This is a genomic window from Microbacterium esteraromaticum, from assembly GCF_900163815.1.
In the GTDB taxonomy this organism is placed as follows: Bacteria; Actinomycetota; Actinomycetes; order Actinomycetales; family Microbacteriaceae; genus Microbacterium; species Microbacterium esteraromaticum_B.
This window is the reverse complement of the sequence record NZ_FUKO01000019.1, coordinates 83,921-108,026: the sequence shown is the minus strand read 5'-3', so window position 1 is coordinate 108,026 and position 24,106 is coordinate 83,921. Positions and strand designations below refer to the sequence as shown.

At 66.6% G+C, this 24,106-nt stretch carries 20 protein-coding genes and 1 riboswitch; of the genes, 14 read left to right on the top strand and 6 right to left on the bottom strand.

Features of this window, described 5'->3' with window-relative positions; genetic code table 11:
* Nucleotides 1-29: 29 nt before the first annotated feature.
* Complete coding sequence (locus FM104_RS05940; protein ID WP_087131125.1) at nt 30-1,883, bottom strand: FAD-dependent monooxygenase; 1,854 nt, start codon at nt 1,881-1,883, stop codon at nt 30-32.
* A gap of 133 nt (nt 1,884-2,016) precedes the next feature.
* On the opposite strand from FM104_RS05940, the gene FM104_RS05935 reads away from it, so the two are divergent.
* Nucleotides 2,017-2,706, top strand: a complete 690-nt coding sequence (locus tag FM104_RS05935) for an IclR family transcriptional regulator (RefSeq protein ID WP_087130533.1) — start codon at nt 2,017-2,019, stop codon at nt 2,704-2,706.
* 39 nt (nt 2,707-2,745) lie between these two features.
* On the opposite strand, the gene FM104_RS05930 is transcribed toward FM104_RS05935, so the two are convergent.
* Entirely contained in the window at nt 2,746-4,239 is a 1,494-nt protein-coding gene (locus FM104_RS05930; RefSeq protein WP_256971539.1) for an APC family permease, read from the bottom strand.
* 175 nt (nt 4,240-4,414) lie between these two features.
* On the opposite strand from FM104_RS05930, the gene FM104_RS05925 reads away from it, so the two are divergent.
* The 4 genes from FM104_RS05925 (at nt 4,415) to FM104_RS05910 (ending at nt 8,750) form a co-directional block, all read left to right on the top strand.
* On the top strand, nt 4,415-4,963 hold the full coding sequence (locus tag FM104_RS05925) for a TetR/AcrR family transcriptional regulator (protein ID WP_087130532.1): 549 nt from the start codon (nt 4,415-4,417) through the stop codon (nt 4,961-4,963).
* Nucleotides 4,964-5,024: 61 nt separating this feature from the next.
* Nucleotides 5,025-6,359, top strand: a complete 1,335-nt coding sequence (locus FM104_RS05920; protein WP_087130531.1) for an NAD(P)/FAD-dependent oxidoreductase — start codon at nt 5,025-5,027, stop codon at nt 6,357-6,359.
* 4 nt (nt 6,360-6,363) lie between these two features.
* A complete protein-coding gene (locus FM104_RS05915) occupies nt 6,364-7,344 on the top strand; it encodes an AraC-like ligand-binding domain-containing protein (RefSeq protein WP_179206691.1) in 981 nt (326 codons plus the stop codon).
* A complete protein-coding gene (locus FM104_RS05910) occupies nt 7,341-8,750 on the top strand; it encodes an aldehyde dehydrogenase family protein (protein WP_087130529.1) in 1,410 nt (469 codons plus the stop codon). Before FM104_RS05915 ends, FM104_RS05910 begins: the two co-directional genes overlap by 4 nt.
* Before the next feature lie 75 nt (nt 8,751-8,825).
* On the opposite strand, the gene FM104_RS05905 is transcribed toward FM104_RS05910, so the two are convergent.
* The gene (locus FM104_RS05905; RefSeq protein WP_087130528.1) at nt 8,826-10,232 is read right to left on the bottom strand and encodes an MFS transporter; all 1,407 of its coding nucleotides are present in this window, start codon (nt 10,230-10,232) and stop codon (nt 8,826-8,828) included.
* 150 nt (nt 10,233-10,382) lie between these two features.
* Between FM104_RS05905 and FM104_RS05900 the strand changes: the two genes are divergently transcribed.
* The 6 genes from FM104_RS05900 to FM104_RS05875 are packed head-to-tail and all read left to right on the top strand — an operon-like array spanning nt 10,383 to nt 16,850.
* A complete protein-coding gene (locus tag FM104_RS05900; RefSeq protein WP_087130527.1) occupies nt 10,383-11,852 on the top strand; it encodes a fumarylacetoacetate hydrolase family protein in 1,470 nt (489 codons plus the stop codon).
* Nucleotides 11,849-12,526 carry a GntR family transcriptional regulator gene (locus FM104_RS05895; RefSeq protein WP_087130526.1) on the top strand — a complete coding sequence of 226 codons (678 nt, stop codon included), beginning with the start codon at nt 11,849-11,851 and terminating at the stop codon, nt 12,524-12,526. The genes FM104_RS05900 and FM104_RS05895 overlap by 4 nt, the downstream gene beginning before the upstream one ends.
* A gap of 2 nt (nt 12,527-12,528) precedes the next feature.
* Nucleotides 12,529-14,049, top strand: a complete 1,521-nt coding sequence (gene hpaE, locus FM104_RS05890) for a 5-carboxymethyl-2-hydroxymuconate semialdehyde dehydrogenase (protein ID WP_087130525.1) — start codon at nt 12,529-12,531, stop codon at nt 14,047-14,049.
* A 43-nt stretch (nt 14,050-14,092) separates the two neighbouring features.
* Complete coding sequence (gene hpaD, locus FM104_RS05885; RefSeq protein WP_256971538.1) at nt 14,093-15,277, top strand: 3,4-dihydroxyphenylacetate 2,3-dioxygenase; 1,185 nt, start codon at nt 14,093-14,095, stop codon at nt 15,275-15,277.
* A complete protein-coding gene (locus FM104_RS05880) occupies nt 15,274-16,062 on the top strand; it encodes a fumarylacetoacetate hydrolase family protein (protein WP_087130524.1) in 789 nt (262 codons plus the stop codon). Before hpaD ends, FM104_RS05880 begins: the two co-directional genes overlap by 4 nt.
* Entirely contained in the window at nt 16,047-16,850 is an 804-nt protein-coding gene (locus FM104_RS05875; RefSeq protein WP_087130523.1) for an HpcH/HpaI aldolase family protein, read from the top strand. Before FM104_RS05880 ends, FM104_RS05875 begins: the two co-directional genes overlap by 16 nt.
* Before the next feature lie 27 nt (nt 16,851-16,877).
* On the opposite strand, the gene FM104_RS05870 is transcribed toward FM104_RS05875, so the two are convergent.
* On the bottom strand, nt 16,878-18,242 hold the full coding sequence (locus tag FM104_RS05870) for a short-chain fatty acid transporter (protein WP_256971537.1): 1,365 nt from the start codon (nt 18,240-18,242) through the stop codon (nt 16,878-16,880).
* Nucleotides 18,243-18,314: 72 nt separating this feature from the next.
* Between FM104_RS05870 and FM104_RS05865 the strand changes: the two genes are divergently transcribed.
* Nucleotides 18,315-18,839 carry a flavodoxin family protein gene (locus tag FM104_RS05865; protein WP_256971536.1) on the top strand — a complete coding sequence of 175 codons (525 nt, stop codon included), beginning with the start codon at nt 18,315-18,317 and terminating at the stop codon, nt 18,837-18,839.
* Between the two features lie 27 nt (nt 18,840-18,866).
* Here the strand turns inward: FM104_RS05865 and FM104_RS05860 are convergent, their stop codons facing one another.
* Nucleotides 18,867-19,754, bottom strand: coding sequence for a bifunctional methylenetetrahydrofolate dehydrogenase/methenyltetrahydrofolate cyclohydrolase (locus tag FM104_RS05860; protein ID WP_087130522.1), 888 nt, complete (start codon nt 19,752-19,754; stop codon nt 18,867-18,869).
* A gap of 92 nt (nt 19,755-19,846) precedes the next feature.
* Nucleotides 19,847-21,121 carry a serine hydroxymethyltransferase gene (gene glyA, locus FM104_RS05855; RefSeq protein WP_087130521.1) on the bottom strand — a complete coding sequence of 425 codons (1,275 nt, stop codon included), beginning with the start codon at nt 21,119-21,121 and terminating at the stop codon, nt 19,847-19,849.
* A 37-nt stretch (nt 21,122-21,158) separates the two neighbouring features.
* A riboswitch (ZMP/ZTP riboswitch) is annotated at nt 21,159-21,242 on the bottom strand.
* Between the two features lie 41 nt (nt 21,243-21,283).
* On the opposite strand from glyA, the gene FM104_RS05850 reads away from it, so the two are divergent.
* Both FM104_RS05850 and FM104_RS05845 read left to right on the top strand, forming a co-directional pair.
* Entirely contained in the window at nt 21,284-22,795 is a 1,512-nt protein-coding gene (locus tag FM104_RS05850; protein WP_087130520.1) for a family 20 glycosylhydrolase, read from the top strand.
* Nucleotides 22,792-23,967 carry an N-acetylglucosamine-6-phosphate deacetylase gene (locus FM104_RS05845; RefSeq protein ID WP_087130519.1) on the top strand — a complete coding sequence of 392 codons (1,176 nt, stop codon included), beginning with the start codon at nt 22,792-22,794 and terminating at the stop codon, nt 23,965-23,967. Before FM104_RS05850 ends, FM104_RS05845 begins: the two co-directional genes overlap by 4 nt.
* Nucleotides 23,968-24,106 lie beyond the last annotated feature (139 nt).

The following is a 24,106-nucleotide window of genomic DNA, read 5'->3' as shown; positions in this document are numbered from 1 at the left end:
CTACGGCCAGTCCGGCGGCGGCATGCCGATCAGGCCGGCAGCAGCGCGCTCGCGAGGAAGTCCCCGAGCTCGTCGACGGCATCCAGCGGGAAGATCCCCGCCACGTACTGATCCGGGCGGACCACGATGACGACGCCGTCACGCGACAGCTCACGCGCCTCGAAGATGTCGGTCTCGGTCCATTTGCTGGGCCCCGCCGAGTACGCCTTCTCCCAATCGGTCAACCCGAAAGGCCCGGTCTTCGGCTGGAACAGCTCGGGCACCGATGTGACTTCGCACTCCTCGAACGGCTGCTGGTAGATCGCCTTCACATCGAAGACCGCGTCGACATCGGCATCCGCCGGCGTGAACCGCGCGAACACGTCCGCGGCCCGCGCTGCCCACGCGTCGAGTGCTGACCCATCGCGATCACCGAAGGCGTAGACGCGCCAGCGGCCATCTGCCTTGGCATGGTGTCCGAGGTGGATAACATTGCCGTCGCAGATGCGAATAACCTCAGCTGATTTGAACCTTTTGCCCAGCGGGAAGCCGACAGCCAGCGCCTGGTGCGCGTCCGTGCCGGTGATCATCGACGACGTGTACTGCGTCATGAAGCCCGAGGGGAACTCAGCCGTCGCCAGATAATACGTGGCGAGTTCCTGCGGGTCCGAGATCTCCTCCGGCTTGCGCGCCATCAGGCTCGACCACTCCCGGTCGAAGTCGATGAGCTGCTGCGCCACCGGCTTGCGCTCCGCGCCGTAAGTCGCCAGCAGAGCCTCAGAACTGCGACCGGTGAGCACCGAGCCGAGCTTCCAGCCGAGGTTGAAGCCATCCTGCATCGACACGTTCATGCCCTGCCCGGCCTTCGCACTGTGCGTGTGACAAGCATCACCGGTGAGGAACACGCGCGGCGTGCGCCCCGACCCGTCGATCACGTCATCGAAGCCGTCGGTGACCCGGTGGCCGACCTCGTAGACGCTGTGCCAGGCCACGTTCTTCACATCGATCGAATACGGGTGCATGATCTCGTTCGCCCGGCGGATGATCTCCTCGATCGGCGTCTGCCGAACCCGGTGGTCGTCGTCATCGGCGACCGCCCCGAGATCGATGTACATCCGGCTGAGATACCCGCCCTCGCGAGGGATGTGCAGAATGTTCCCCGCCTCGGCGTTGATCGCGCATTTGGTTCGCCAGTCCGGAAAGTCGGTGTTGACGAGCACGTCCATGACGCCCCATGCATGCGCCGACTTGCCGCCGACGTGCTTGCGGCCGATGGCCTCGCGCACACCGCTGCGCGCACCGTCGCAGCCGGCCACGTACTTCGCGCGCACCGTGCGCTCACCGGATGAGTCGCGCACCCGCACCTCGACCGGATACTCGCCCTCGTCATGCACGGTGAGCCCGAGGAACTCCACCCCGTAGTCCGGGACGATGCGCCCTGGGCCGTTCAGAGCGGCCTCCGCGAAGTAGTCGAGCACGCGCGCCTGGTTCACGATCAGGTGCGGGAACTCGCAGATGTCGTAGGCGTAGTCGGCGGTGCGCGCGGTGCGGATGATGTTGTTGACGTTGTCGGGATCGGGACCCCAGAAGTTCATCCAGCCGATGTTGTACGCCTCGGCGATGATCCGCGGGGCGAATCCGAACGCCTGGAAGGTCTCGACGCTGCGCGGCTGAATGCCGTCGGCCTGGCCCAGCACGAGCCGACCCTCGCGCTTCTCGATGATGCGAGTGTTCACCCCCGGATACTGCGACATCTGGGCGGCGAGCAGCATGCCGGCCGGGCCCGACCCGACGATCAGGACGTCGATCTCGTCGGGCAGATCGACAGAACGGTCGCTTCCGATTCCCTCTGCGGGAAGCACCCGCGGGTCCTGGGACACGTAGCCGTGGTGGTGGAACTGCATCATCGGGTCCTTCCGGGACGTCATCGTCAAGCGGGAGTCGAAACAGTTGTTCTATAATCGAACGCTGTGTTCTACTATTGAACAGATCGTATACGACCTGAGCCATACTCACAAGGAGCATCGAGGAGCACGCATGTCGGTACCCGCCTCACAGACCCTCAGCCGCGGCATCCGCATTCTGGAGATCCTCGCCGACGAACCGCTGACGATCGACGAGATCGCCGCCCGCCTCGAGGTGCACCGGTCGATCGCCTACCGACTGCTGCGCACCCTCGAGGACCACCGTCTCGCCGTACGCGAAGCGAATGGGCTGGTCGCGCTCGGCCCGCGCATGGCGGCGCTCGCGGCCGGGGTAGCCCACGACCTGCAGGCAGCAGCCCTCCCCGAACTCACTGCCGTGGCGAATGAACTTGCTCTGACGACATTCCTGGCGGTTCTCGACGCAGACGAATGCATCACGCTCAGCAGTGTCGAACCGCGGCACACCATCGCGAATGTCGCGCAGCGCCCAGGCGCACGGCATCCGGTCACGGTGGGAGCCCCCGGCAAGGCCATCCTCTCGCTGATGCCCACGGAGCAATGGCCGACGCACGCTCCGTCGCGCCTCGCCGACGAGGTGGCCGAAGTGCGGCGGCGCGGTTACGCCACCAGCCACGACGAAGTGATCCCGACCGTGCAGTCGGTGGCCGTGCCACTCGCCTTGCGCGGTCGGCGCCCAGCGGCTCTCGCGGTCATCCGTGTGGCGTCGCCCGTGCCGGATGCCGAGATCGCCCAGCGTCTCCTGCATTCGGCCGCGGCGATCCGCGAGGCCCTCGGCGGCTGAGTCGAGGCCCCGCCCGGTAGACGGAGCCTCGGTCGATGATCAGCGCGTCGTGACGGGGGCCTCGATCGGATGCTCTGCCCCGTGTCCGATCCGGGCGTATACGGCAGGCTTCGCACGGCGGAGCCATACACCCCAGGCCACTCCGATGAAGCCGGGCACGATGACCAGAGCCGGCAGGACGAAGGTCGTCAGATCGGGCTCAGCCTGATCCAGCAGCACGTTGAAGTTCGCCAGGATCAGTACGAACACCAGCAGCAGCACGACGACCGAAACCAGCGGCGCGATGAGCCTGGAGCCGATTCCCACCCCGCGTGCATCACGACGGAAGAAGCCGATCACAGCCACGGCGACGACCACCATCAGCAGCACGAGCCCCAGCGCTCCGGTGTTGGTCAGCCATGAGAAGAGGGTGACGACGGGGAACAGCGGACCCAACTCGGACCCCGCCCCCGCGATGGCGAACAGCGCGATGACGACCGCGGCCAGAACGGTCTGAGTGAGAGATCCCGCCCATGGAGCTCCGTGATCGTTGCGCACTGCCGAGAGCTGACGCGGAAGCACCTGTTCACGGGCGAGGGAGAAGATGTAACGCGCGACGGCGTTGTGAAACGCGACCAGCGCGGCGAACAGGCTGGTGATGAACAGCAGCGAGGTGATGTCGACAAATAGCACGCCGATGCGCTGTGCGATGAAGTCGAAGAACAGCGGCGGGCCGGCTTCGTCGGGGGTGATGCCGCCACCGGTGATCTTCTCCGTGCCGATCGCAAGAGCCAGAGCCCACGATGAGAGCGCGTAGAAAGCGCCGATGATGAGCACAGCGCTGAAGGTCGCGCGGGCGACGGTGCGCTTGGGATCCTTCGCCTCTTCGCCGTAGATCGCCCCGGATTCGAATCCCATGAAGGCCGCGATCCCGAACACGAGGACCGCACCGATTCCGGGGGTGAACAGAGCTGCAGGTGAGATCGGCTGCGCGGTGAACCCCTCGGCAGGGTTCGCGAACGCCGTGATGTCGAAGATGAGCACGACGGCGAACTCGAGGAGCACGATGACACCCAGCACTTTCGCCGAGAGATCGACTCGATTCACCCCCATGACGCCGACGATGGCGATGCAGACCAGAACCGGCACCCACCAGGGCACATCCCAGCCGAGCTTCTCGGTCAGCAGCATCGAAACTTGAAAACCGAACATGCCGTAGATTCCGACCTGCATGCAGTTGTACGCGACGAGAGCGATCAATGAAGCACCGACGCCGAAGGGCCGACCCAGGCCCTGCGCGGCATAGGCGTAGAAGGCTCCCGCGTTCGTGACGAACCTGCTCATCGCTGCGTAGCCGACGGCGAAGATCGCCAGCGCGAGCGCCAATACGACGTATCCAATCGGGACAGCGTCGGAGCCGGTGACGGAGAACGCGGTGGTCGCACCGCCAGCGATGACAGTCAGCGGCGCCGATGCCGCGATGATCATCACCGTGATCGATGCGACACCGAGCTTCTTGCGGGTGCCGACGGATGGGTCGGTGGTGGCGCTCATAGGAACTCCAATGGTCGTAGAGTGCATGCCGGGTGCTGACCATCATGCTCGCCAGTCGCGAACCAGAGTTGTCGGATCATGCACAGTGCTTGACGAACAGCGCACAGCCCGTCACCAGCGCGTGTCAGCGGCGTCGCCGGCGAGCCAGGTGCGCAGCGCCGCGTAACCTACTCGAATGACCAGCTCACCGGGCCGCGAAGCGCTGCTGCAGGCCACCATCGCCATCGTCGCCAATGAGGGGCTGCGTGCCCTCACCTACCGCGCGGTGGCGGGTCGCGCCGGAGTGTCGCACGGGCTGGTCCGACATCATTTCGGTACCCGCGATCAGCTGATCGCCGCTGCGCTGGAGTTCGCTATCGAGGACAGCCTGCGCGAATCGAGCATGCACGACGACATCGAAGACGCTGACGACTTCGCCTCCGGTCTCGAGTCCATAGCCTCGCGCAGCACCGATGTGCAGGCGTTCCAGTACGAGCTGCTGCTCGAATCACGCCGGCGGCCAGAGCTGCGACCCCACGTCGAGCGCTACTACGAGACGTACCGCGACGCGACGTACGAGCGGCTGCGGCGCTTGGGCGTCGAGGACGAAGAACTCATGCAGGCGATCTGGTTCGCCCTCGATGGAATCGTCCTGAAGCAGTTGACGCTCGGCGGCGGCGACGACATCGATCGCGTGCTCACGCGCATCCGTCGTCTCGTGCGCGAAGCCTCGCATCCCGCTTGACTATCCATTTGGATAGTCATACGCTCGTGGCCACTTGGAACACGACCAAAGGCGGCTGTCCATGCATGACTCGACCAGACCACGAGTGACCATCGTCGGAGCAGGCTTCTCCGGGCTCGTCGCAGCGCGCGAGCTCGAAGCGAGCGGCATCGACGTGACCATCTACGAAGCGCGCGATCGCATCGGAGGCCGCGCGTGGACCGAGGACCGTCTCGGCCACACCCTCGAGATGGGGGCCACCTGGGTGCACTGGATGCAGCCGTTCATCTGGACCGAGATCACCCGGTACGGTCAGCGCATCTACTCGAGCCCCGTCGCCGACGATGCGTACTGGCTCAGCGGCGGCGAGGTCCACCACGGCAGCGAGGCTGATCTCGACGAGAAGCTCATTCGCCCGCAAGAGCGCATCTTCGAGGACTCCCGCGACTTCTTCCCGTTCCCGCACGACCCGCTGCACATCCTCGACGGTGATGACTCCGCACTCGTCGAGCGGTTCCGGGCGGCCGACAAGGGCGGTGTACTCGACGTTCTGCGCGATGGCTCGTTCAGCCAAGAGGAAATCGACCTCGCCGATGCCTACTGGTCGGCAGGGTACAACGGCTACACCCGCACGGCCTCTCCACTGATGGCCAAGCACTGGGCCTCACTGAGCGACCATCGACTGTCGTTGCTCGACGAGCAGACGCTCCGGTTCAAGCTCGAGAACGGCATGCGCGGAATCTATGAGGGGATCGCTGCGGATCTCCGCGCGCCCGTCCAGCTCTCTACGCCAGTCAGCGCCGTCGAGCACGACTCCGACGGCGCGCGAGTCACGCTTGCGGACGGAACCGTCGTCGAATCGGATGCCGTGATCGTCACCGCTCCGCTGGGTGCCCTCGGCTCGATCGAGTTCAGCCCCGCGCTGCCGGCGCCTGCGCAGTCGGTGGTGGAGAAGGGCTTCAACTGCACCGGCTTCAAGATCTGGATCAAGATCCGCGGACACCACTCACTGATCGCGTACGCCCCCACGGGCAACCCTCTCGCGCTGGTTCGGAGCGAGTACTTCCTCGAGGACGACACGACGATCATGGTCGGCTTCGGCCCCGATCACACCGCCATCGATCTCGATGACAAGACTCAAGTGCAGGAGCTCCTGAACCGCTGGCGGCCCGACCTCGAAGTGCTCGAGTGCACCGGCCACGACTGGGCGGCGGACCGCTGGTCCGGCCAGACCTGGGCGACACCACGTTCCGGACAGTTCCTCGAGGGCTGGAGCCTCTTCCGCGGCACAGACACTCGGCTTCGCTTCGCCGGAGCCGACTGGGCAACGGGGTGGAACGGCGTTGTCGTCGACGGCGCCATCGAAACCGGCATCACCACCGCACGCGGTCTGATCAATGAGCTGCGGGCACGGTGACGCCATGGCTGTCCTGACCCCCCGCGCAACCCCGGTGCTCGATTTCCCGCAGTTCCGAGCTGCGGTCAACCAGTCGTTCGTCCCGTTGCGTGTGACCTCTGTGCGTGAGACGCGATTTCGCGGCGCCATCCGTCATGCCGATTCGACAGACCTGCATGTGTCGGTCGTCGAGGCTGCAGAGCACATGGTCGAACGCACTCCCGCGCTTATCGCAGCTCGACCCGGCGGCTACTTCAAGGTCGGCCTGCACTTGGCCGGAAACGGCTTGCTGGTGCAGGGCAACCGCGAGGTCGTGCTGCAGCCTGGCGCCCTGACGCTGTACGACACCGCCCGCCCCTATTCTTTGGCCTTCGATGGCGACTTCCGCTCGCTCGTGCTGATGTTCCCCTCGCGGATGCTGGATCTGCCCGCCACGTCCGTCGCAGAACTCACGGCAAGCGGACTGCATGAAGAACGGGGTGCGGCGACGCTGCTGCTGCCGTACCTCTACGCACTCGCGCAGCATCCTGAGGCTGTCACCGGGAGCACCGGCACACGCCTGGCCCGAAACACCGTCGACCTGGTCGCGACAGTTCTGGCCGAGCGCCTGGCCATCACTGCCGGCCCCGATGACCCGCGCCGCGAGTTGTTCACCGCCGCGCTGCAGTACATCGACGACCACCTCTCCTCTCCGCACCTCGATCCGGCCCGCATCGCTGCCGCACATTTCGTCTCGTCACGATTGCTGCATGGGCTGTTCAGAGAACACGGCATGAGCGTGGCGACACGGGTGCGCACGCGACGCCTCGAACGCGCCCGAGCGAGGCTCGCAGACCCGACGCACACCCGGCAGTCGGTGATGAGCGTGGCCGTCGAGTGCGGATTCACCGACGCCGCGCATTTCAGCCGCGCCTACCGCGCCGAGTTCGGCTGCTCGCCCAGCCAGACGCGCGCCGCTTGTCTTTCAACTTTTCCGCAGACCCTCACACAAGGAGAAAATCGATGAACAGCTACGACGAGCTGCTCGCAGCGATCATGCCAAGCGACGGCCCGACTCGGGACGTGCTCGACCCGGCGACCGGCGAGCGCATCGGCACCGCACCCGTGCACGACGCAGCAGCGCTGACCGAAGCCATCACCGCCGCACAAGAAGCGCAGCCCGGCTGGGCCGCGTTGAGCGACCAGGCACGACGCGACATGCTCATGCGCGTCGCCGATGCCATCGAGGCCGCCGCCGAGCCGCTTGCATTGCTGCTCTCGCGCGAACAGGGCAAGCCGCTGAACGGCCCGAACGCACGCTTCGAGGTCGGTGCGTGCGCTGCCTGGCTGCGCGCGACTGCCGCAACCGACCTGCCCGTCGAGGTCGTCGTCGATGACGGCACCGACTATGCCGAGCTGCACTACCGTCCGATCGGCCTTGTCGCGGCGATCACACCGTGGAACTGGCCGATGATGATCGCCATCTGGCAGATCGCGCCGGCTCTGCGCATGGGCAACGCCGTCGTGGCGAAGCCGAGCGAGCACACGCCGCTGAGCGGCCTGGGCCTCATCGCTGTGATGAATGAAGTGCTGCCGGAAGGCGTCCTGCAGGCGATCTGCGGCGACGGGGAGCTGGGAGCGGCGATGGTCGCCGATCCGGCGTTCGGCAAGATCATGTTCACCGGGTCGACCAGCACCGGCCAGAAGATCATCGCGGGTTCGGCAGACACCATCACCCGCCTCACCCTCGAGCTCGGCGGGAACGACGCGGGCATCGTGCTCCCGGACGTCGACCCGGTTGCAATCGCCGAGGATCTGTTCTGGGGTGCCTTCATCAACACCGGCCAGACCTGCGCGGCTCTCAAGCGCCTGTACGTGCACGACGATGTGTACGACCAGGTGGTCGAGGCTCTGCGTGGAGTCGCATCGGCGATGCCGATGGGCATCGGCACCGACGAGAACAACGTGCTCGGTCCGCTGCAGAACCGGATGCAGTGGGATGTCGTCGATCGTCTGGTCGAGGCGGCGAAGGCCGATGGCGGCCGCGTCGTGCTCGGCGGGGAGCCCGATCGTGACGCCGCCGGAAACTTCTACCCGACCACGCTGATCGCTGACCTGCCTGCCGATAACGCGCTGGTCGTCGAAGAGCAGTTCGGCCCGGCTCTGCCGATCGTGCGGTACAGCGACATCGACGAAGCTGTGGCGATGGCCAACTCGCTGGATGTCGGGCTGGGCGCTTCAGTGTGGTCGGGCGACCGCGACCGCGCACGCGACGTTGCGGCGCGCCTGGAAGCGGGCACCGTGTGGATCAACTCGCACGGCGGCGTGCACCCGCTCATCCCATTCGGCGGCGTGAAGAAGTCCGGCTATGGACTCGAGTTCGGCGTCGACGGATTGAAGTCGCTGGCGGTTCCGCAGGTGATCAACGGTTGACCCGCCGCAAGCAAGAGGGCCCTGCGCGAGATCGATTCTCGCGCAGGGCCCCTTCGCTTGCTGGGTCGAGTGGCGTCAGGCCTTCGACAGGCCGTAGATCGGGCTCTTCGCTTGCTCGGCCTCATGCTCCGGCCCCAGCGGGATGCCAGTGCGATCACGCAGCAGGAGCGTGGCGATGAGGCCGATGATGGTCATTCCCGCGAGGTACCAGGTGATGCCCATCGTCGAACCCGTCGCCTGGAAGATCGCCTGCGCGATCATGGGCGAGAACGCACCACCGAGGATCGCACCGATCGCGTACGAGATCGACACTCCGGAGAACCGGATGGATGCCGGGAACAGCTCCGAATACAGCGCCGCCTGCGGGCCATACGTGAGGCCGAGACCCACCGTGAGGATCACCAGCGCGGCCGCGAGCGACGGCACGGTTCCGACGTTCGTCAGCGGGAACAGCAGGAATACACCGACCAGCTGCAGGATCCAGCCCACGATGTAGGTGTTGCGCCTACCCCAGCGGTCAGACACCCAGCCGCCGAACCACGTGGAGATGAGCCAGGTCACGCCCGACAGCGCCACGACCCAGAACACCGCCGACGTGTCGAGCTCGATCGGCCCTGGCACGGCGGTGGCGTAGCGCTGCATGTAGCCGCCCGTCGTCATGTAACCGACCGCGTTGTTGCCCGAGAACACCAGAGCGGCGACGATCACCAGCGGCAGGTGGTTGCGCAGCAGCTGGACGATCGGCATCCGGCTCTCTTCCTTGCGCTCGGCGATCTCGGTGAAGACGGGGCTCTCCGACACACGACGACGCACCCAGTAGCCCACTCCGATGAGGGCGATCGACAGCAAGAACGGAACGCGCCAGCCCCACTCGAGGAAGGCATCGCCGGGAGCGATCTGCGCCATCAGCGCGAGCATCATCGACGCGAGCAGCAAGCCGATCGGCACGCCGATCTGCGGAGAGGCGCCGAAGACACCGCGCTTGGTCTTAGGTGCGTGCTCGACGGCCATCAGCACGGCGCCGCCCCATTCACCGCCCGCCGAGATGCCCTGGATGACGCGCAGCAGGATCAGCAGGATCGGGGCCCAGATGCCGATCGCGGCGTGCGTGGGCAGCAGGCCGACGAGCGTCGTGGCTACACCCATCAGCAGCAGCGTCAGCACGAGCATCGGGCGACGGCCGATCTTGTCGCCGAAGTGGCCGGCCAGGAACGCGCCGAGGGGGCGGAACAAGAAGCTCACACCGACAGTGAAGAACGAGACGATCTGTGCGAATTCCGAGCCCATCGGCTCGAAGAAGAGCGTCGCGAAGACGGTCGCCGCAGCGAAGGCGTAGATGAAGAAGTCGTACCACTCGACCGTGGTTCCGATCACTGTGGCAACGACGACGCGGCGGCGGTCGTGGGGATTGGCAATGGTTCCGGTCGGGGTGAACCCGGCCGATGCGTGTGCGGCCCTGGACGGGTCGGGCTGATCGCTCATCATGCTCCTTTGACATCTTCGTCGGGTGACCTGCTTGCCACCGGTTCGACGATCATATACGATTTCAAATACGACGCACAAGACAGGCGCACAACCCCTGTCCGCAGGATCCTCTGCACATGTGTGAACCGAGCGCGAGGAGGCGCCCCTGTGACCGAGTTACCTCGACCTGGCAAGATCATCGCGATCCACCTCAGCTACCCGTCACGCGCAGAACAGCGAGGTCGACGCCCCGCGGCTCCCTCGTATTTCTTCAAGCCGAGCAGCTCTATCGCCGCCACAGGCAGCACAATCGAGCGCCCCGCCGGTACCGAACTGCTCGCCTTCGAGGGGGAGATCGCGCTCGTCATCGGCACCCCGGCACGTCATGTCTCGCTGGCCGACGCCTGGTCGCACGTGGCATACGTCACCGCGAGCAACGACCTCGGGCTCTACGATCTGCGCGCGAACGACAAGGGCTCGAACGTGCGCTCCAAGGGTCGCGACGGCTACACGCCCCTCGGGCCGGAGCTCATCGACGCCGCATCGGTCGACCCCGCAGCACTCCGCGTGCGCGCCTGGGTGAACGGCGACCTGGCACAGGACGACACCACGGCCGACCTCCTCTTCTCGCTCCCCCAGCTCGTCGCCGACCTGTCTCAGCACTTCACGCTCGAGACCGGCGACGTCATCCTCACCGGCACCCCGGCCGGATCCAGCGTGATCGAGCCCGGCGACGTGGTCGAGGTCGAGGTCGATGCTCCGGATGCTGCCGGCGCCCCCTCTTCCGGACGTCTGCGCACCACTGTCACCCAGGGGGAAGTTCCGTTTGACAGCGCACTGGGCTCGATGCCCGCCGTCGACGATCTGCAGCGCGAAGAAGCATGGGGTTCGCGCGCGGCCGCCGGACTCTCAGAGAAGGCCGAAGCCGCGCTCACTCCTGCGCTGCGTGCGAAGCTGCTCGAAGCCCCGACCGCCGGGCTCTCCAGCCAGCTGCGCAAGCGCGGTCTGCACTCCTGCTTCATCGACGGCGTCACGGCGAACATCGCCGGGACCAAGATCGTCGGCACGGCGAAGACTCTGCGTTTCGTGCCAGCGCGCGAAGACCTCTTCAAGACGCACGGCGGAGGCTACAACGCGCAGAAGCGCGCGTTCGATGCGGTGGACGAGGGCGAGATCATCGTCATCGAAGCGCGCGGAGAGTCGGGCACCGGCACCCTCGGCGACATCCTCGCCCTGCGTGCGAAGACCCGCGGAGCCGCGGGCGTCGTCACCGATGGCGGCGTGCGCGACTTCGACGCCGTCGCCGAGATCGGCCTGCCGGTGTTCTCACGGGGCGCTCACCCCTCCGTACTCGGACGCAGGCACGTGCCATGGGACTTCGATGTCACCATCGCCTGCGGCGGCGCGACGGTGCAGCCGGGCGACATCATCGTGGGCGATGGCGACGGCGTGATCGTGATTCCGGCGAACCTTGTGGAAGAAGTCGTTGACGCCACCCTCGCGCAAGAAGACGAAGACACCTGGATCGCCGAGCAGGTCGCGGCCGGGCACGCCGTCGATGGGCTGTTCCCCATGAACGCCGAGTGGCGAGCGAAGTTCGTCGCTCACCAGGCTCAAGAGCCCAAGGGCGACGCATGAGCGCATCGGTCCGCGAGGCGAGCAAGTCCGAACAGGCGTATGTCTGGATCCGGAAGCGCATCGGCTCGCACGAGTACGGCCCCGGGTACCGCCTGGTGCTGGGTTCGATCGCGCGCGATCTGAGCATGAGCGTCGTCCCGGTGCGCGAGGCGATCCGGCGACTTGAAGCCGAGGGTCTGGTGACGTTCGAGCGCAATGTCGGCGCGCACGTCTCGCTGGTGAACGAGAGCGAGTACGCACACACGATGCAGACGCTCGGTCTCGTCGAGGGCGCGGCGACGGCCCTGTCGGCTCCGCTCCTCGACGGCGTCGCCCTTGACCGCGCCGCTGAGATCAACGAGCGGATGCTGAAGCTGCTCGAGCATTTCGACGCCCACCGCTTCACTCAGCTCAATCAGCAGTTCCACTCTGTGCTCTACGAACCGTGCCCGAACCCGCACATCCTCGACCTGGTCCACCGCGGTTGGGGTCGGCTCTCCGGCATCCGCGACACGACTTTCTCATTCGTGCCAGGGCGCGCGCAGCACTCCGTCGAGGAGCACTCTCAGATCCTCGAACTGATCCGCGCCGACGCCGACCCGCTTGAGATCGAACTCGCTGCACGAAACCACCGCTGGCGCACGCTGGATGCGTTCCTCGAAGCCCGGCACTCCAACCACCGCGAAGAAGGATGATCATGACCGACGCATACATCCCGGCCGATCTGCCGGAGAAGATCCAGCACTACATCGACGGCGAACTCCTCGACTCGCTCGACGGCGACACCTTCGAGGTGCTCAACCCCGTCACCAATGAGACCTACGTGCACGCGGCCGCCGGCAAGAAGGCCGATATCGAACGTGCGGTCGCAGCCGCGACGAAGGCTTTCAACGAGGGCCCGTGGCCCCGGATGCTGCCGCGCGAGCGCTCTCGCGTGCTGAACCGCATCGCCGATCTTGTCGAGTCGCGTGACAAGCGGCTGGCAGAGCTGGAGTCGTTCGACTCGGGCCTGCCGATCACCCAGGCGCTCGGCCAGGCTCGACGGGCTGCCGAGAACTTCCGCTTCTTCGCCGACCTGATCGTCGCGCAGGCCGATGACGCCTACAAGGTGCCGGGCCGTCAGATGAACTACGTCAATCGCAAGCCGATCGGCGTCGCTGGCCTCATCACCCCGTGGAACACGCCGTTCATGCTCGAATCGTGGAAGCTCGCGCCGGCACTCGCGACCGGCAACACGGTCGTGCTCAAACCTGCAGAATTCACGCCGCTGTCGGCCTCGCTATGGGCGGGCATCTTCGAAGAGGCCGGCCTCCCCCGCGGCGTCTTCAACCTCGTCAACGGACTCGGCGAAGATGCCGGAGACGCACTCGTCAAGCATCCGGATGTGCCGCTGATCTCGTTCACCGGCGAGAGCAGCACCGGACAGCTCATCTTCGGCAACTCGGCCCCTTTCCTGAAGGGACTCTCGATGGAGCTGGGCGGCAAGAGCCCGGCCATCGTCTTCGCCGACGCCGACCTCGACACGGCGATCGACGCCTGCGTCTTCGGCGTCTTCTCGCTCAACGGCGAGCGCTGCACCGCAGGTTCACGCATCCTCGTGCAGCGTGACGTCTACGACGAGTTCGTCGAGCGCTTCGGCGAGATCACCAAGCGAGTGAAGGTCGGACTGCCGCACGACCCGACCACCGAGGTGGGTGCACTGGTACACCCCGAGCACTACGAGAAGGTGATGAGCTACGTCGAACTCGGCAAGTCCGAGGGTCGTCTCATCGCCGGCGGCGGCCGCCCCGAGGGATTCCCGACCGGGAACTACGTCTCTCCCACCGCCTTCGCTGATGTGTCGCCAGACGCACGAATCTTCCAGGAGGAGATCTTCGGCCCCGTCGTGGCGATCACGCCCTTCGACACCGACGAAGAAGCTCTCGAGCTGGCCAACAACACGAAGTACGGCCTTGCCGCCTACGTGTGGACCAACGATCTGAAGCGCGCTCACAACTTCGCACAGTCGGTGCAGGCGGGCATGGTGTGGCTGAACTCCAACAACGTGCGCGATCTGCGCACTCCGTTCGGCGGTGTCAAGGCCTCGGGGCTCGGCCACGAGGGCGGCTACCGCTCGATCGATTTCTACACCGATCAGCAGAGCGTGCACATCACGCTCGGCGACCCTCACAACCCGGCCTTCGGCAAGCAGGATCTCGACGATCCGGATCCCCGCTGACCCCGGAACGACGAAACAACCTCAGAGAAGCAAGGACGCTGACATGACCAATCCCACCGAATCATCGCGCCGCGCACGCATGACGCTCACCTCATCCGGCTACTACGTGAGCCAGGAGGCGCAGATCCACTCCGATAACGCCGTGGCGACGCCGAAGGCCTCGCCGCCGGACATCCTGCGCTGCGCATACATCGAGCTCGTCGTCACCGACCTCGCGGCATCCCGCGTGTTCTATGTCGACGTTCTCGGCCTGTACGTCACGGCAGAGGACGACGAGGCGATCTACCTGCGCTCCACCGAGGAGTTCATCCACCACAACCTCGTGCTGCGCAAGGGTCCGGTCGCGGCCGCTGCGGCGTTCTCTTACCGCGTGCGCGCGGCGGAGGACCTCGACCGTGCGGTCGAGTTCTACACCGAGCTCGGATGCGATGTGCGCCGCAACCCGGACGGATTCGTCAAGGGCATCGGCGATTCGGTGCGCGTCGTGGATCCGCTCGGATTCCCGTACGAGTTCTTCTTCGAGACCACGCACGTCGAGCGGCTGTCGTGGCGGTACGACCTGCACACGCCCGGTGAACTGGTGCGGCTGGATCACTTCAATCAGGTCACCCCTGATGTGCCGCGCGCCGTGCGCCACTACCAGGACCTCGGCTTCCGCGTCACGGAAGACATCCAGGACGAGGCTGGCACCGTCTACGCCGCCTGGATGCGGCGCAAGCCCACCGTGCACGACACCGCGGCGACCGGCGGCGACGGCCCGCGCCTGCACCACGTCGCGTTCGCCACGCACGAGAAGCACAACATCCTCGCCATCTGCGACAAGCTGGGTGCGCTGCGTCGCTCGGATGCCATCGAGCGCGGCCCTGGCCGCCACGGCGTGAGCAACGCGTTCTACCTGTACCTGCGCGACCCCGACGGCCACCGCGTGGAGATCTACACGCAGGACTACTACACCGGCGACCCCGACAACCCGGTCATCACCTGGGATGTGCACGACAACCAGCGCCGTGACTGGTGGGGCAACCCGGTCGTGCCCAGCTGGTACACCGACGCATCGCTCGTACTCGATCTCGACGGCAACCCGCAGCCCGTCATCGCCCGCACCGACAGCAGCGAGATGGCTGTCACGATCGGCGCCGATGGGTTCTCTTACACCCGCCCGGAGGAGGGCGAGGAGTCGATGCCCGAGTGGAAGCAGGGCGAGTACAAGCTCGGTCACCAGCTATGACCCTCCCCGCAGAGACGATCGCGCAGCTGGCTGCCGAACTCGCCGATGCAGAGCGCACACGCAGCGTGATCCCGCGCATCACCGCCCGGCATCCGGAAGCGACGATCGAGGACTCCTACGCGATCCAGGGCGTCTGGCGCGACTCTCAGATCGCCGCGGGTCGCACGCTCGTCGGGCGCAAGATCGGTCTGACGTCGAAGGCCATGCAGCAGGCGACCGGCATCACCGAGCCCGACTACGGCGTGATGTTCGATGACACCGTCTACGCCTCGGGTTCAGAGATCCCGTTCGACGACTTCTCGAATGTGCGCATCGAGGTCGAGCTGGCATTCGTGCTGCAGCATCCGCTCGAGGGCCCTGACTGCACCCTCGACGACGCTCTCGCCGCGATCGACTACGCCGTGCCGGCGCTCGAGGTGCTCAATTCGCACATCGAACTCGAGGGCCGCACGATCGTCGATACGATCAGCGACAACGCCGCGTACGGCGCGATGGTGCTCGGCGATGTGCGCATGCGCCCCGACGAGATCGATCTGCGCTGGGTGCCTGGCGTGCTCTCCCGCAACGGCGAGATCGAGGAGACGGGCGTCGCCGCCGGGGTGCTCGGACACCCGGCCACCGGGGTCGCCTGGCTGGCGAACAAGTTCCACCAGCACGGCGCCCGCCTGGAGGCGGGAGAGATCATCCTGGCAGGATCCTTCACACGACCCATGTGGGTCTCGCGCGGCGATGTCGTGCGGTGCGATTACCGAGAGATGGGAATCATCGAATGTCGCTTCGTCTAGCCCCCACGTTCGCCGATGTGCTCGCCGACGCCGATCGCGCGCAGGTGGGCATGTGGCTGTGCACCGGCTCGCCGCTGAACGCCGAGATCTGCGCGGGTTCCGGTGTCGACTGGCTGCTGATCGACATGGAGCACGGTCCGAACACACTGACCACGGTGCAGCAGCAGCTGCAGGTGATCGCCGCGTACCCGGTGACGACGGTTGTGCGCGTGCCGTGCAACGAGCCGGTGATCATCAAGCAGGTGCTCGACGCGGGCGCCCAGAATCTGCTCGTGCCGATGGTCGCGTCGGCAGAAGAGGCCTCCGCTGCCGTCGCCGCGGTGCGCTATCCGCCCGAGGGCGTCCGCGGCGTCGGGTCGGCGCTGGCGCGCAGCGGGCGGTGGGGTCGGGTCGAGGGGTACCTGCAGCAGGCTTCCGAGACGATCTCACTGCTGGTGCAGATCGAATCGGCGGATGCTGTCGAGCATGCCGCCGAGATCGCAGCAGTCGACGGCGTGGACGGCATCCTCATCGGACCGGCCGATCTTGCGGCATCCATGGGGCTCGCCGGCCAGCAGACGCACCCCGAAGTCATGGCCGCGGTGCTGCGCGTGTTCGCCGCCGCGCAGTCCGCTGGCAAGAAGGTCGGCGTGAACGCCTTCGACCCGGCTGCGGCCGCGCACTACCTCGCCGCGGGGGCGGATTTCCTCTCGGCCAGCGCCGATGTCACGCTGCTGGCACGGGGCGCTGAGGCTCTCGCCGCGCGTCTGATCCCCGCATCCGACGCGGCGGACGCCGACACCTACTGACGGCTCCGCCGGCCGAGAGGGTTCAGGTCACAGGCTGATGATGATCAGCACGGCGGCCATCACTACGCCCGATCCGAGCAGTGTGACGAAGGTGTAGCCGAGGATGTCGCGCATCTTCAGCCCCGCGATCGCCAGCACCGGCAGCGCCCAGAACGGCTGGATCATATTCGTCCACTGGTCGCCGTAGGCGACCGCCATGATCGCGACCGACGGATCGACGCCCAGTTGGTTCGCCGCATCCAGCATGATCGGTCCCTGCACCGCGAACTGCCCGCCGCCCGAGGGCACGAAGAAGTTCACGATGCCGGCGGAGAGCAGCGCCAGCACACCGAAGGTGACCGGCGTGGCGATCGAGACGAACGCGTTGGAGAACAGCGTGATCAGACCCGAACTCGACATGATGCCGAGGATGCCGGCATACAGCGGGAACTGCAGCAGGATCTCGCCGACGTTCGACGCCGCCTTCTTCGTGAGATGGATCAGCTCGAACGGGTTGCGCACCAGCAGCAGGATCAGTGCGAGGAACGACCAGTTCACGATGTCGAGGGTCAGCGTGCCACCCTGCACGAAGTGGATGACCAGGTATGCGACGAGCGCGGCGCCGAGCACCAGGGTAAGGATGCGCGAGGCATCGATGCGGTCGGCCGGCGTGACGACCTCATCGTCGGCCTCGTCGCTCTGCTCCGAGCCGACGTTCGCCGGCAGCTCGTAGATCGGGTCGTTCTTACGGGGCCGGATGAGCAGGAACAGCAGTGCGCACACGACGATGACAGCGAGAGCCGCGAGCATGTTCCACGTCGAGAAGATCGTCTCGGTGACGGGGATGACCTTGCCGCCGAGGCTTTCCGCGAGGAAGGAGTCGGGCGTCGCAGCAGTCAGCGGACCCGAGCCCGAGTACCCCATGTGCCAGACGACGAAACCGGAGTAGCCGGCCGCGACCAGCAGCGGAAAGTGCACCTTCATCGCGCGCTCGCGCGCCTGCACAGCGATCTCGCGAGCCAGAAGCGTGCCGACGATCAGCCCGAGGCCCCACGTGATGAGGCTCGCCAGTGCCGCCACGATGAACACGAAGACGTAGGCTGTCGCCGCGCTGGTGGGGATGCGCGCGAGCCAGCGCAGCAGCTTGCGCACGGGCTTGGTGTTGGCGAGCATGTACCCCAGCAGCAGGATGAGCGACATCTGGGTCATGAAGGCGAGAAGGCCTGCCAGCCCATCGCCCCACCCCTTGATGACATCCACTGGGCTCGTCTGAGTGAGCGTTATCGCCAGAACGGCGACGATAAGCGTCAGCACGATGGCGAAGGTGAGCGCCGATGGCACCCATCGCTCGAGGAACCTGTTCACCGGGCGCATGATGCTGCGCCGCTCTGATTTCGTCTGCGTGGTAGGCATGACTGAAACTCCTTCGTTTCGGTATGTGCCTCGACCTTATCGAGTTCCCCGGGCGACGCTGGTCATCCGCGAGTGCGCGCCCGCGCGCGCCGCGGCATGGCATCCTGGGGCCATGAAGAACATCGACGAGCGGACCCGATCGCGGTGACGACTCTGCTGGTGGTGCACCACACGCCGTCGCCGCGGATGCAGACGATGCTGGAAGCTGTGCTCGCGGGCGCGAACGACGATGCGATCGAGGGCGTCGACGTGGTCGTCCGCCCGGCATTGTCAGCGGGCCCCGCTGACGTGCTCGCGGCAGACGGCATCCTGCTCGGCACCCCCGCGAACATCGGGTACATGTCCGGCGCGCTCAAGCACTTCTTCGACCAGATCTACTACCCGGTGCTTGAGGCCACGGCGGGTCTCCCCTACGCGCTCTGGGTGAGCGGAGACAACGACACCGCCGGCGCAGAGAGCAGTGTCGAGCGCATCGCGACCGCGCTGCGCTGGCGGCGGATGCAGGCTCCGCTGCGCCTCGTCGACATGACGGATGCTGCAGCGCACGACGCCTGCGCCGAGCTCGGAGCCCTCGCCGCAGCGACCCTGATGCAGTGACGCCGACAGCTCCGTGCGCCGGGGGCGCTACAGGCTCTCGACCGACCTCTCGGCGGCTTCGACCACATTAGTCATCAGCAGCGCGACCGTCATCGGCCCGACCCCGCCCGGGTTCGGCGACAGGTACCCGGCGACGTCCGCGACATCGGGATGCACATCGCCGAACACCCGCGACTTGCCCGTCGACGGGTCGTCCTCACGGGTGACCCCCACATCGAGCACAGCCGCGCCCGGTTTGACGTCCTCGGCACGGATGAGGTGCTTGACCCCGGCCGCGGCCACGATGACATCTGCCTCGCGGAGGTATCTCGGCATGTCGACGGTGCCCGTGTGCGTGAGCGTGACCGTGGCGTTCAGATCGCGCCGCGTCAGCAGCAGCCCGATCGACCGACCGATCGTCACACCGCGCCCCACCACCACCACGTGCTTGCCGTTGAAGTCGTAGCCGTTCCGCAGCAGCAGCTCGATCACGCCGCGCGGCGTGCACGGCAACGGCGTGTGAATCGGTGCATTGACGTTCAGCACGAGCCGACCGAGGTTGGTCGGATGCAGGCCATCGGCATCCTTCGCGGGGTCGATCCGCTCCAGAATCGCGTCGGTATCGATGTGCTTCGGCAGCGGGAGCTGCACGATGTAGCCGTGGCAGCTGTCGTCGGCATTGAGCTCGTCGAGCAGCGCCTCGACCTCGCCCTGCGTAGCATCAGCCGGCAGCTCGCGCTGGATCGAGTTCATCCCGATCGCCTCGGACTGCCGATGCTTCATGCCGACGTACAGCTGAGAGGCCGGGTCGGCGCCGACGAGCACTGTTGCGATGCCCGGGACGACGCCGCGGGCCTTCAGCGCCTCGACCCGTTCGCCGAGCTCGCTCTTGATCTCCGCCGCCGCGGCTTTCCCATCCAACAACTTCGCTGACACGCGATTCCTCTCTTCCACGCCTGAGCATCTATTTGGCGCAAAGTACCGCTATACCTCCGTGATAGCGGTACTTTGCGCCATATAGACGGGTGCTACTGGGAGAGGCCGGGGTACAGCGGGAACGCCGTGGCGAGTGCGTCGACGCGGGCGCGCAGCGCCTCGACATCGGCACCGGGCAGCAGAGCCAGCGCGATGACGTCGGCGACCTCGGTGAACTCGGCATCGCCGAAGCCGCGAGTGGCGAGCGCGGGCGTGCCGATGCGCAGGCCCGAGGTGACCATCGGCGGCCGCGGGTCGTTCGGAACAGCGTTGCGGTTCACGGTGATGTGGATCTCGTGCAGGAGGTCCTCGGCCTGCTTGCCATCGATCTCGGCGTCACGCAGGTCGACGAGCACCAGGTGCACGTCGGTGCCACCGGAGCGCACGGCGATGCCGGCGTCCTTCACGTCCTGCTGCGAAAGACGGTCGGCGAGGATCGACGCGCCGCTCAGCACACGCTGCTGACGCTCCGCGAACTCCGGTGTCGCGGCGAGCTTGAACGCGGTCGCCTTCGCGGCGATCACGTGCATGAGCGGCCCACCCTGCTGACCGGGGAAGACGGCCGAGTTGATCTTCTTGGCGATGTCGGCGTCATTGGTGAGGATGAACCCCGAGCGCGGTCCGCCGATCGTCTTGTGCACGGTCGACGAGACGACGTGCGCGTGCGGCACCGGGTTCGGGTGGAGGCCTGCTGCGACGAGGCCCGCGAAGTGCGCCATGTCGACCCACAGCAGCGCACCGACCTCATCGGCGATGGCGCGGAAGGCTTCGAAGTCGAGCTGGCGGGGGTACGCCGACCAGCCAGCGATGATGACCTTGGGCTTGTGCTCGAGCGCGAGCGCGCGCACCTCGTCCATGTCGACGCGCGAGGTCTCGGCGTCGACGCCGTAGGCGACGATGTCGTAAAGACGGCCGGAGAAGTTGATCTTCATGCCGTGGGTGAGGTGGCCGCCGTGGTCGAGAGACAGACCGAGCAGCGTGTCGCCGGGGCGTGCGATCGCGTGCAGCACCGCCGCATTCGCGCTGGCTCCCGAGTGCGGCTGCACGTTCGCGAATGCGGAGCCGAACAGGCTCTTGGCGCGCTCGATGGCCAGCGACTCCGCGACGTCGACCTCTTCGCATCCGCCGTAGTAGCGCCGACCGGGGTATCCCTCGGCGTACTTGTTGGTGAGCACCGATCCCTGCGACTGCAGCACGGAGACGGGGACGAAGTTCTCGGATGCGATCATCTCGAGGTACGTGCGCTGGCGGTTCAGTTCGCGCTCGAGCACATCGGCGATCTCGGGATCGACCTCGGAGAGAGGGGCGTCGAAGTAACGGTCGGTCATGGCTGTCTCCAGTTCACATAGGGAAAAGGGGGTGTTCCTCATCGGCCCAGGCGCGCGGTCGATTCCATATGAGGCCGCTCCCCGGTGGTGACCCACCCAGACGCCAGTCGCGACGTTGAAAAGCTTAGCGGATAGACCCGGTGGGCAAGGTAGGTTTTGTTCATGGTCCTTCCTGTTCTTCCCCTCGTTCCGATGCCGAGAACCGCAGATCTGCAAGCTGGTTGGCTGCCGCTCACCGATGTCGTGCGCGTGCTCGGCGACACCACCGCAGCCGCTGGGCTCATCACGGCGATCGAGCACCGCTGCGGTATCCGCCTCCAGGCCGACGGCGACGCGGCGACAGGCGGCATCACCCTGCGCGTCGACCCGAGAGTTGCCGACGCCGAGGGCTACACCCTGCAGATCGCGGAGAGCATCGAGGTGGTCGGAGCGGATGCTGCCGGTCTGTACTACGGCATCCAGACTCTCCTGCAACTGCTGCGGGAGACGGACGCAGGCTGGGGGTGGTCGCACGTCGAGGTCGCGGATGCTCCACGGTTCGCCTACCGCGGCGTCATGCTCGATGTCGCCAGGCACTTCTTTCCCGTCGCTGAGGTGAAGGCGGTCATCGACCGCATCGCCGCACTGAAGTTCAACCACCTGCACCTGCACCTCACTGATGATCAGGGCTGGCGCCTGCATATCGACGCGTGGCCGCTGCTGTCGGAGAAGGCCTCCACGTCGAGTGCGAACGGCGACTCCGCCGGCTTCTACAGCAAGGATGACTTCCGCGAGATCGTCGCGCACGCGGCATCCCGTCACGTCACCCTGGTTCCGGAGATCGATCTGCCCGGGCACACCCACGCGGTCGGTGTCGCCTACCCCGAACTGGTCGAAGAGCCGGTGATCACCGATCAGCTCCGAGCGGACGCCGCCCAGCTCGGCCAGGAACTCCCGATCATGGGCGAGCCGTACATCGGAACCAGCGTCGGCTACTCGAGCCTGCGCATCGGCGAGGAGCGCACCTACGAATTCGTGCGCGACGTTCTCACCGAGCTGAGCGAGCTCACCCCTGGCCCGTACCTGCACATCGGCGGCGACGAGTCCCGAGGCACGACCGCCGAGGACTTCGCATTCTTCGTCGAGCGCGTGAGCGAGATGGTCATGGCACTGGGGAAGATCCCGGTCGCCTGGCATGAAGCAGGCGCCGTCGAGAAGATCGCTCCAGGCACCTACGGTCAGTACTGGGGGATGCTGGACCCCACCGATGCGCACGCCGCCGAGGTCGCGCATATCGTCGAACAGGGCGGCCGGCTGATCCTCTCGCCCGCCGATGCCATCTACCTCGACATCAAATACGACGAGGACTTCCCACTGGGGCTGACCTGGGCCGGCACCGTCGATGTGCGTCGCGCATACGAGTGGGAGCCGACGTCGCTGCTCGACCTCCCCGCCGACGCCATCGCCGGAATCGAGGCTCCGCTGTGGACCGAGACGGTGCACACCCTCGAAGACGCCGATCAGCTGCTGTATCCGCGCATCGCGGCCGTCGCGGAACTCGCCTGGTCTGCACCGGATGCCACCGGACGCGGCTGGGGTTCCTTCCGCGCCCGCGTCGGCCAGCTGGCCCCGCTGTGGCGGGCCGACGGCATCCGGTTCCACCCCACCGCCGAAATCGACTGGCGCGAACGATGACCCCTATCACTGACTTCCGCGGCTCACGAGTCATCCACTCCGCGCAGCTCGTCGACGGCGACGGCACGACCACCCCGAACGCATGGGTTCGCTTCGAAGACGGCATCATCGCTGCACGCGGCACCGGATCCGACTGGACGGATGCCGATGACGTGGTCGATGCCGCGGCCGTCGCCGGCTCCGACGCGCTGCTCACCCCGGGCTTCATCGACATCCACGGTCACGGTGGGGCGGGAGTAGCGTACGACGACGGCGTCGAGGCGATCCGCACCGGCCGAGGAATGCACCGCTCGCACGGCACGACGCGCGCGGTGATCTCGCTCGTCACGGCAACGCTCGACGAGCTCGCAGAGCAGGTGTCGGTGATCGCAGATCTGGTCGAGAGCGATCCGGATGTGCTCGGCAGCCACCTGGAGGGGCCCTTCCTCGAGCCGAGCAAGCACGGCGCACACGAGCCTTCGCTGCTGCGGCATCCGCAACCCGCCGACGTCGCGCGTCTGCTGGAAGCCGGCCGCGGCACCGTGCGGCAGGTCACTCTCGCACCCGAGCTGCCCGGCGGCCTCGATGCAGTGCGTCAGATCGTCGCATCAGGTGCGGCGGCCGCCGTGGGTCACACCGGAGCGGATGCTGCTGCCGCCCGGGCCGCATTCGAAGCCGGTGCGTCGATCCTCACCCACGCGTTCAACGCGATGAACGGCATCCATCACCGCGCGCCGGGGCCGGTGCTGATCGCCGCGGCCGACCACCGGGTGGTGCTTGAGGGCATCGCCGATAACATCCACCTCGATCCGCACATCATCAAGTTGCTGTTCGACGCGGCTCCCGGCCGCGTCGCCCTGATCACGGATGCCATGGCCGCCGCCGGCAGCGCCGACGGACACTACGATCTCGGTGCGGTGAAGGTCACGGTCAAGGACGGCATCGCCCGCGCAGACGACACGGGGTCGATCGCCGGCTCGACGCTCACCCAGGACATCGCGCTGCGGCGCGCGGTTGAGGCGGGAGTCGAGCTCGTCGACGCCGTGCGCGCGCTCACCGCGACCCCTGCCAGCGCGATCGGGTACGGCTCGTCGCTCGGGCTGCTGCAGGCGGGTTTCGTGGCGGATGCTGTCCTGCTGGACGCCGACCTCACCGTTCGGGGCGTATGGGCCGGAGCTGCGCCGAGTCGCTGAATCGTGCCACCGGACGCTTGTGATCTCGCGGCGGAAGTGCGGGAGGCCGCTGCACTCCCCAGTACAGCGGCCTTCCCTTCCCCGGAGCTGGCCGGACGGGAAGCTCCTCCCCCGAGGTTTCCTGCCCGGCCATTCTCGA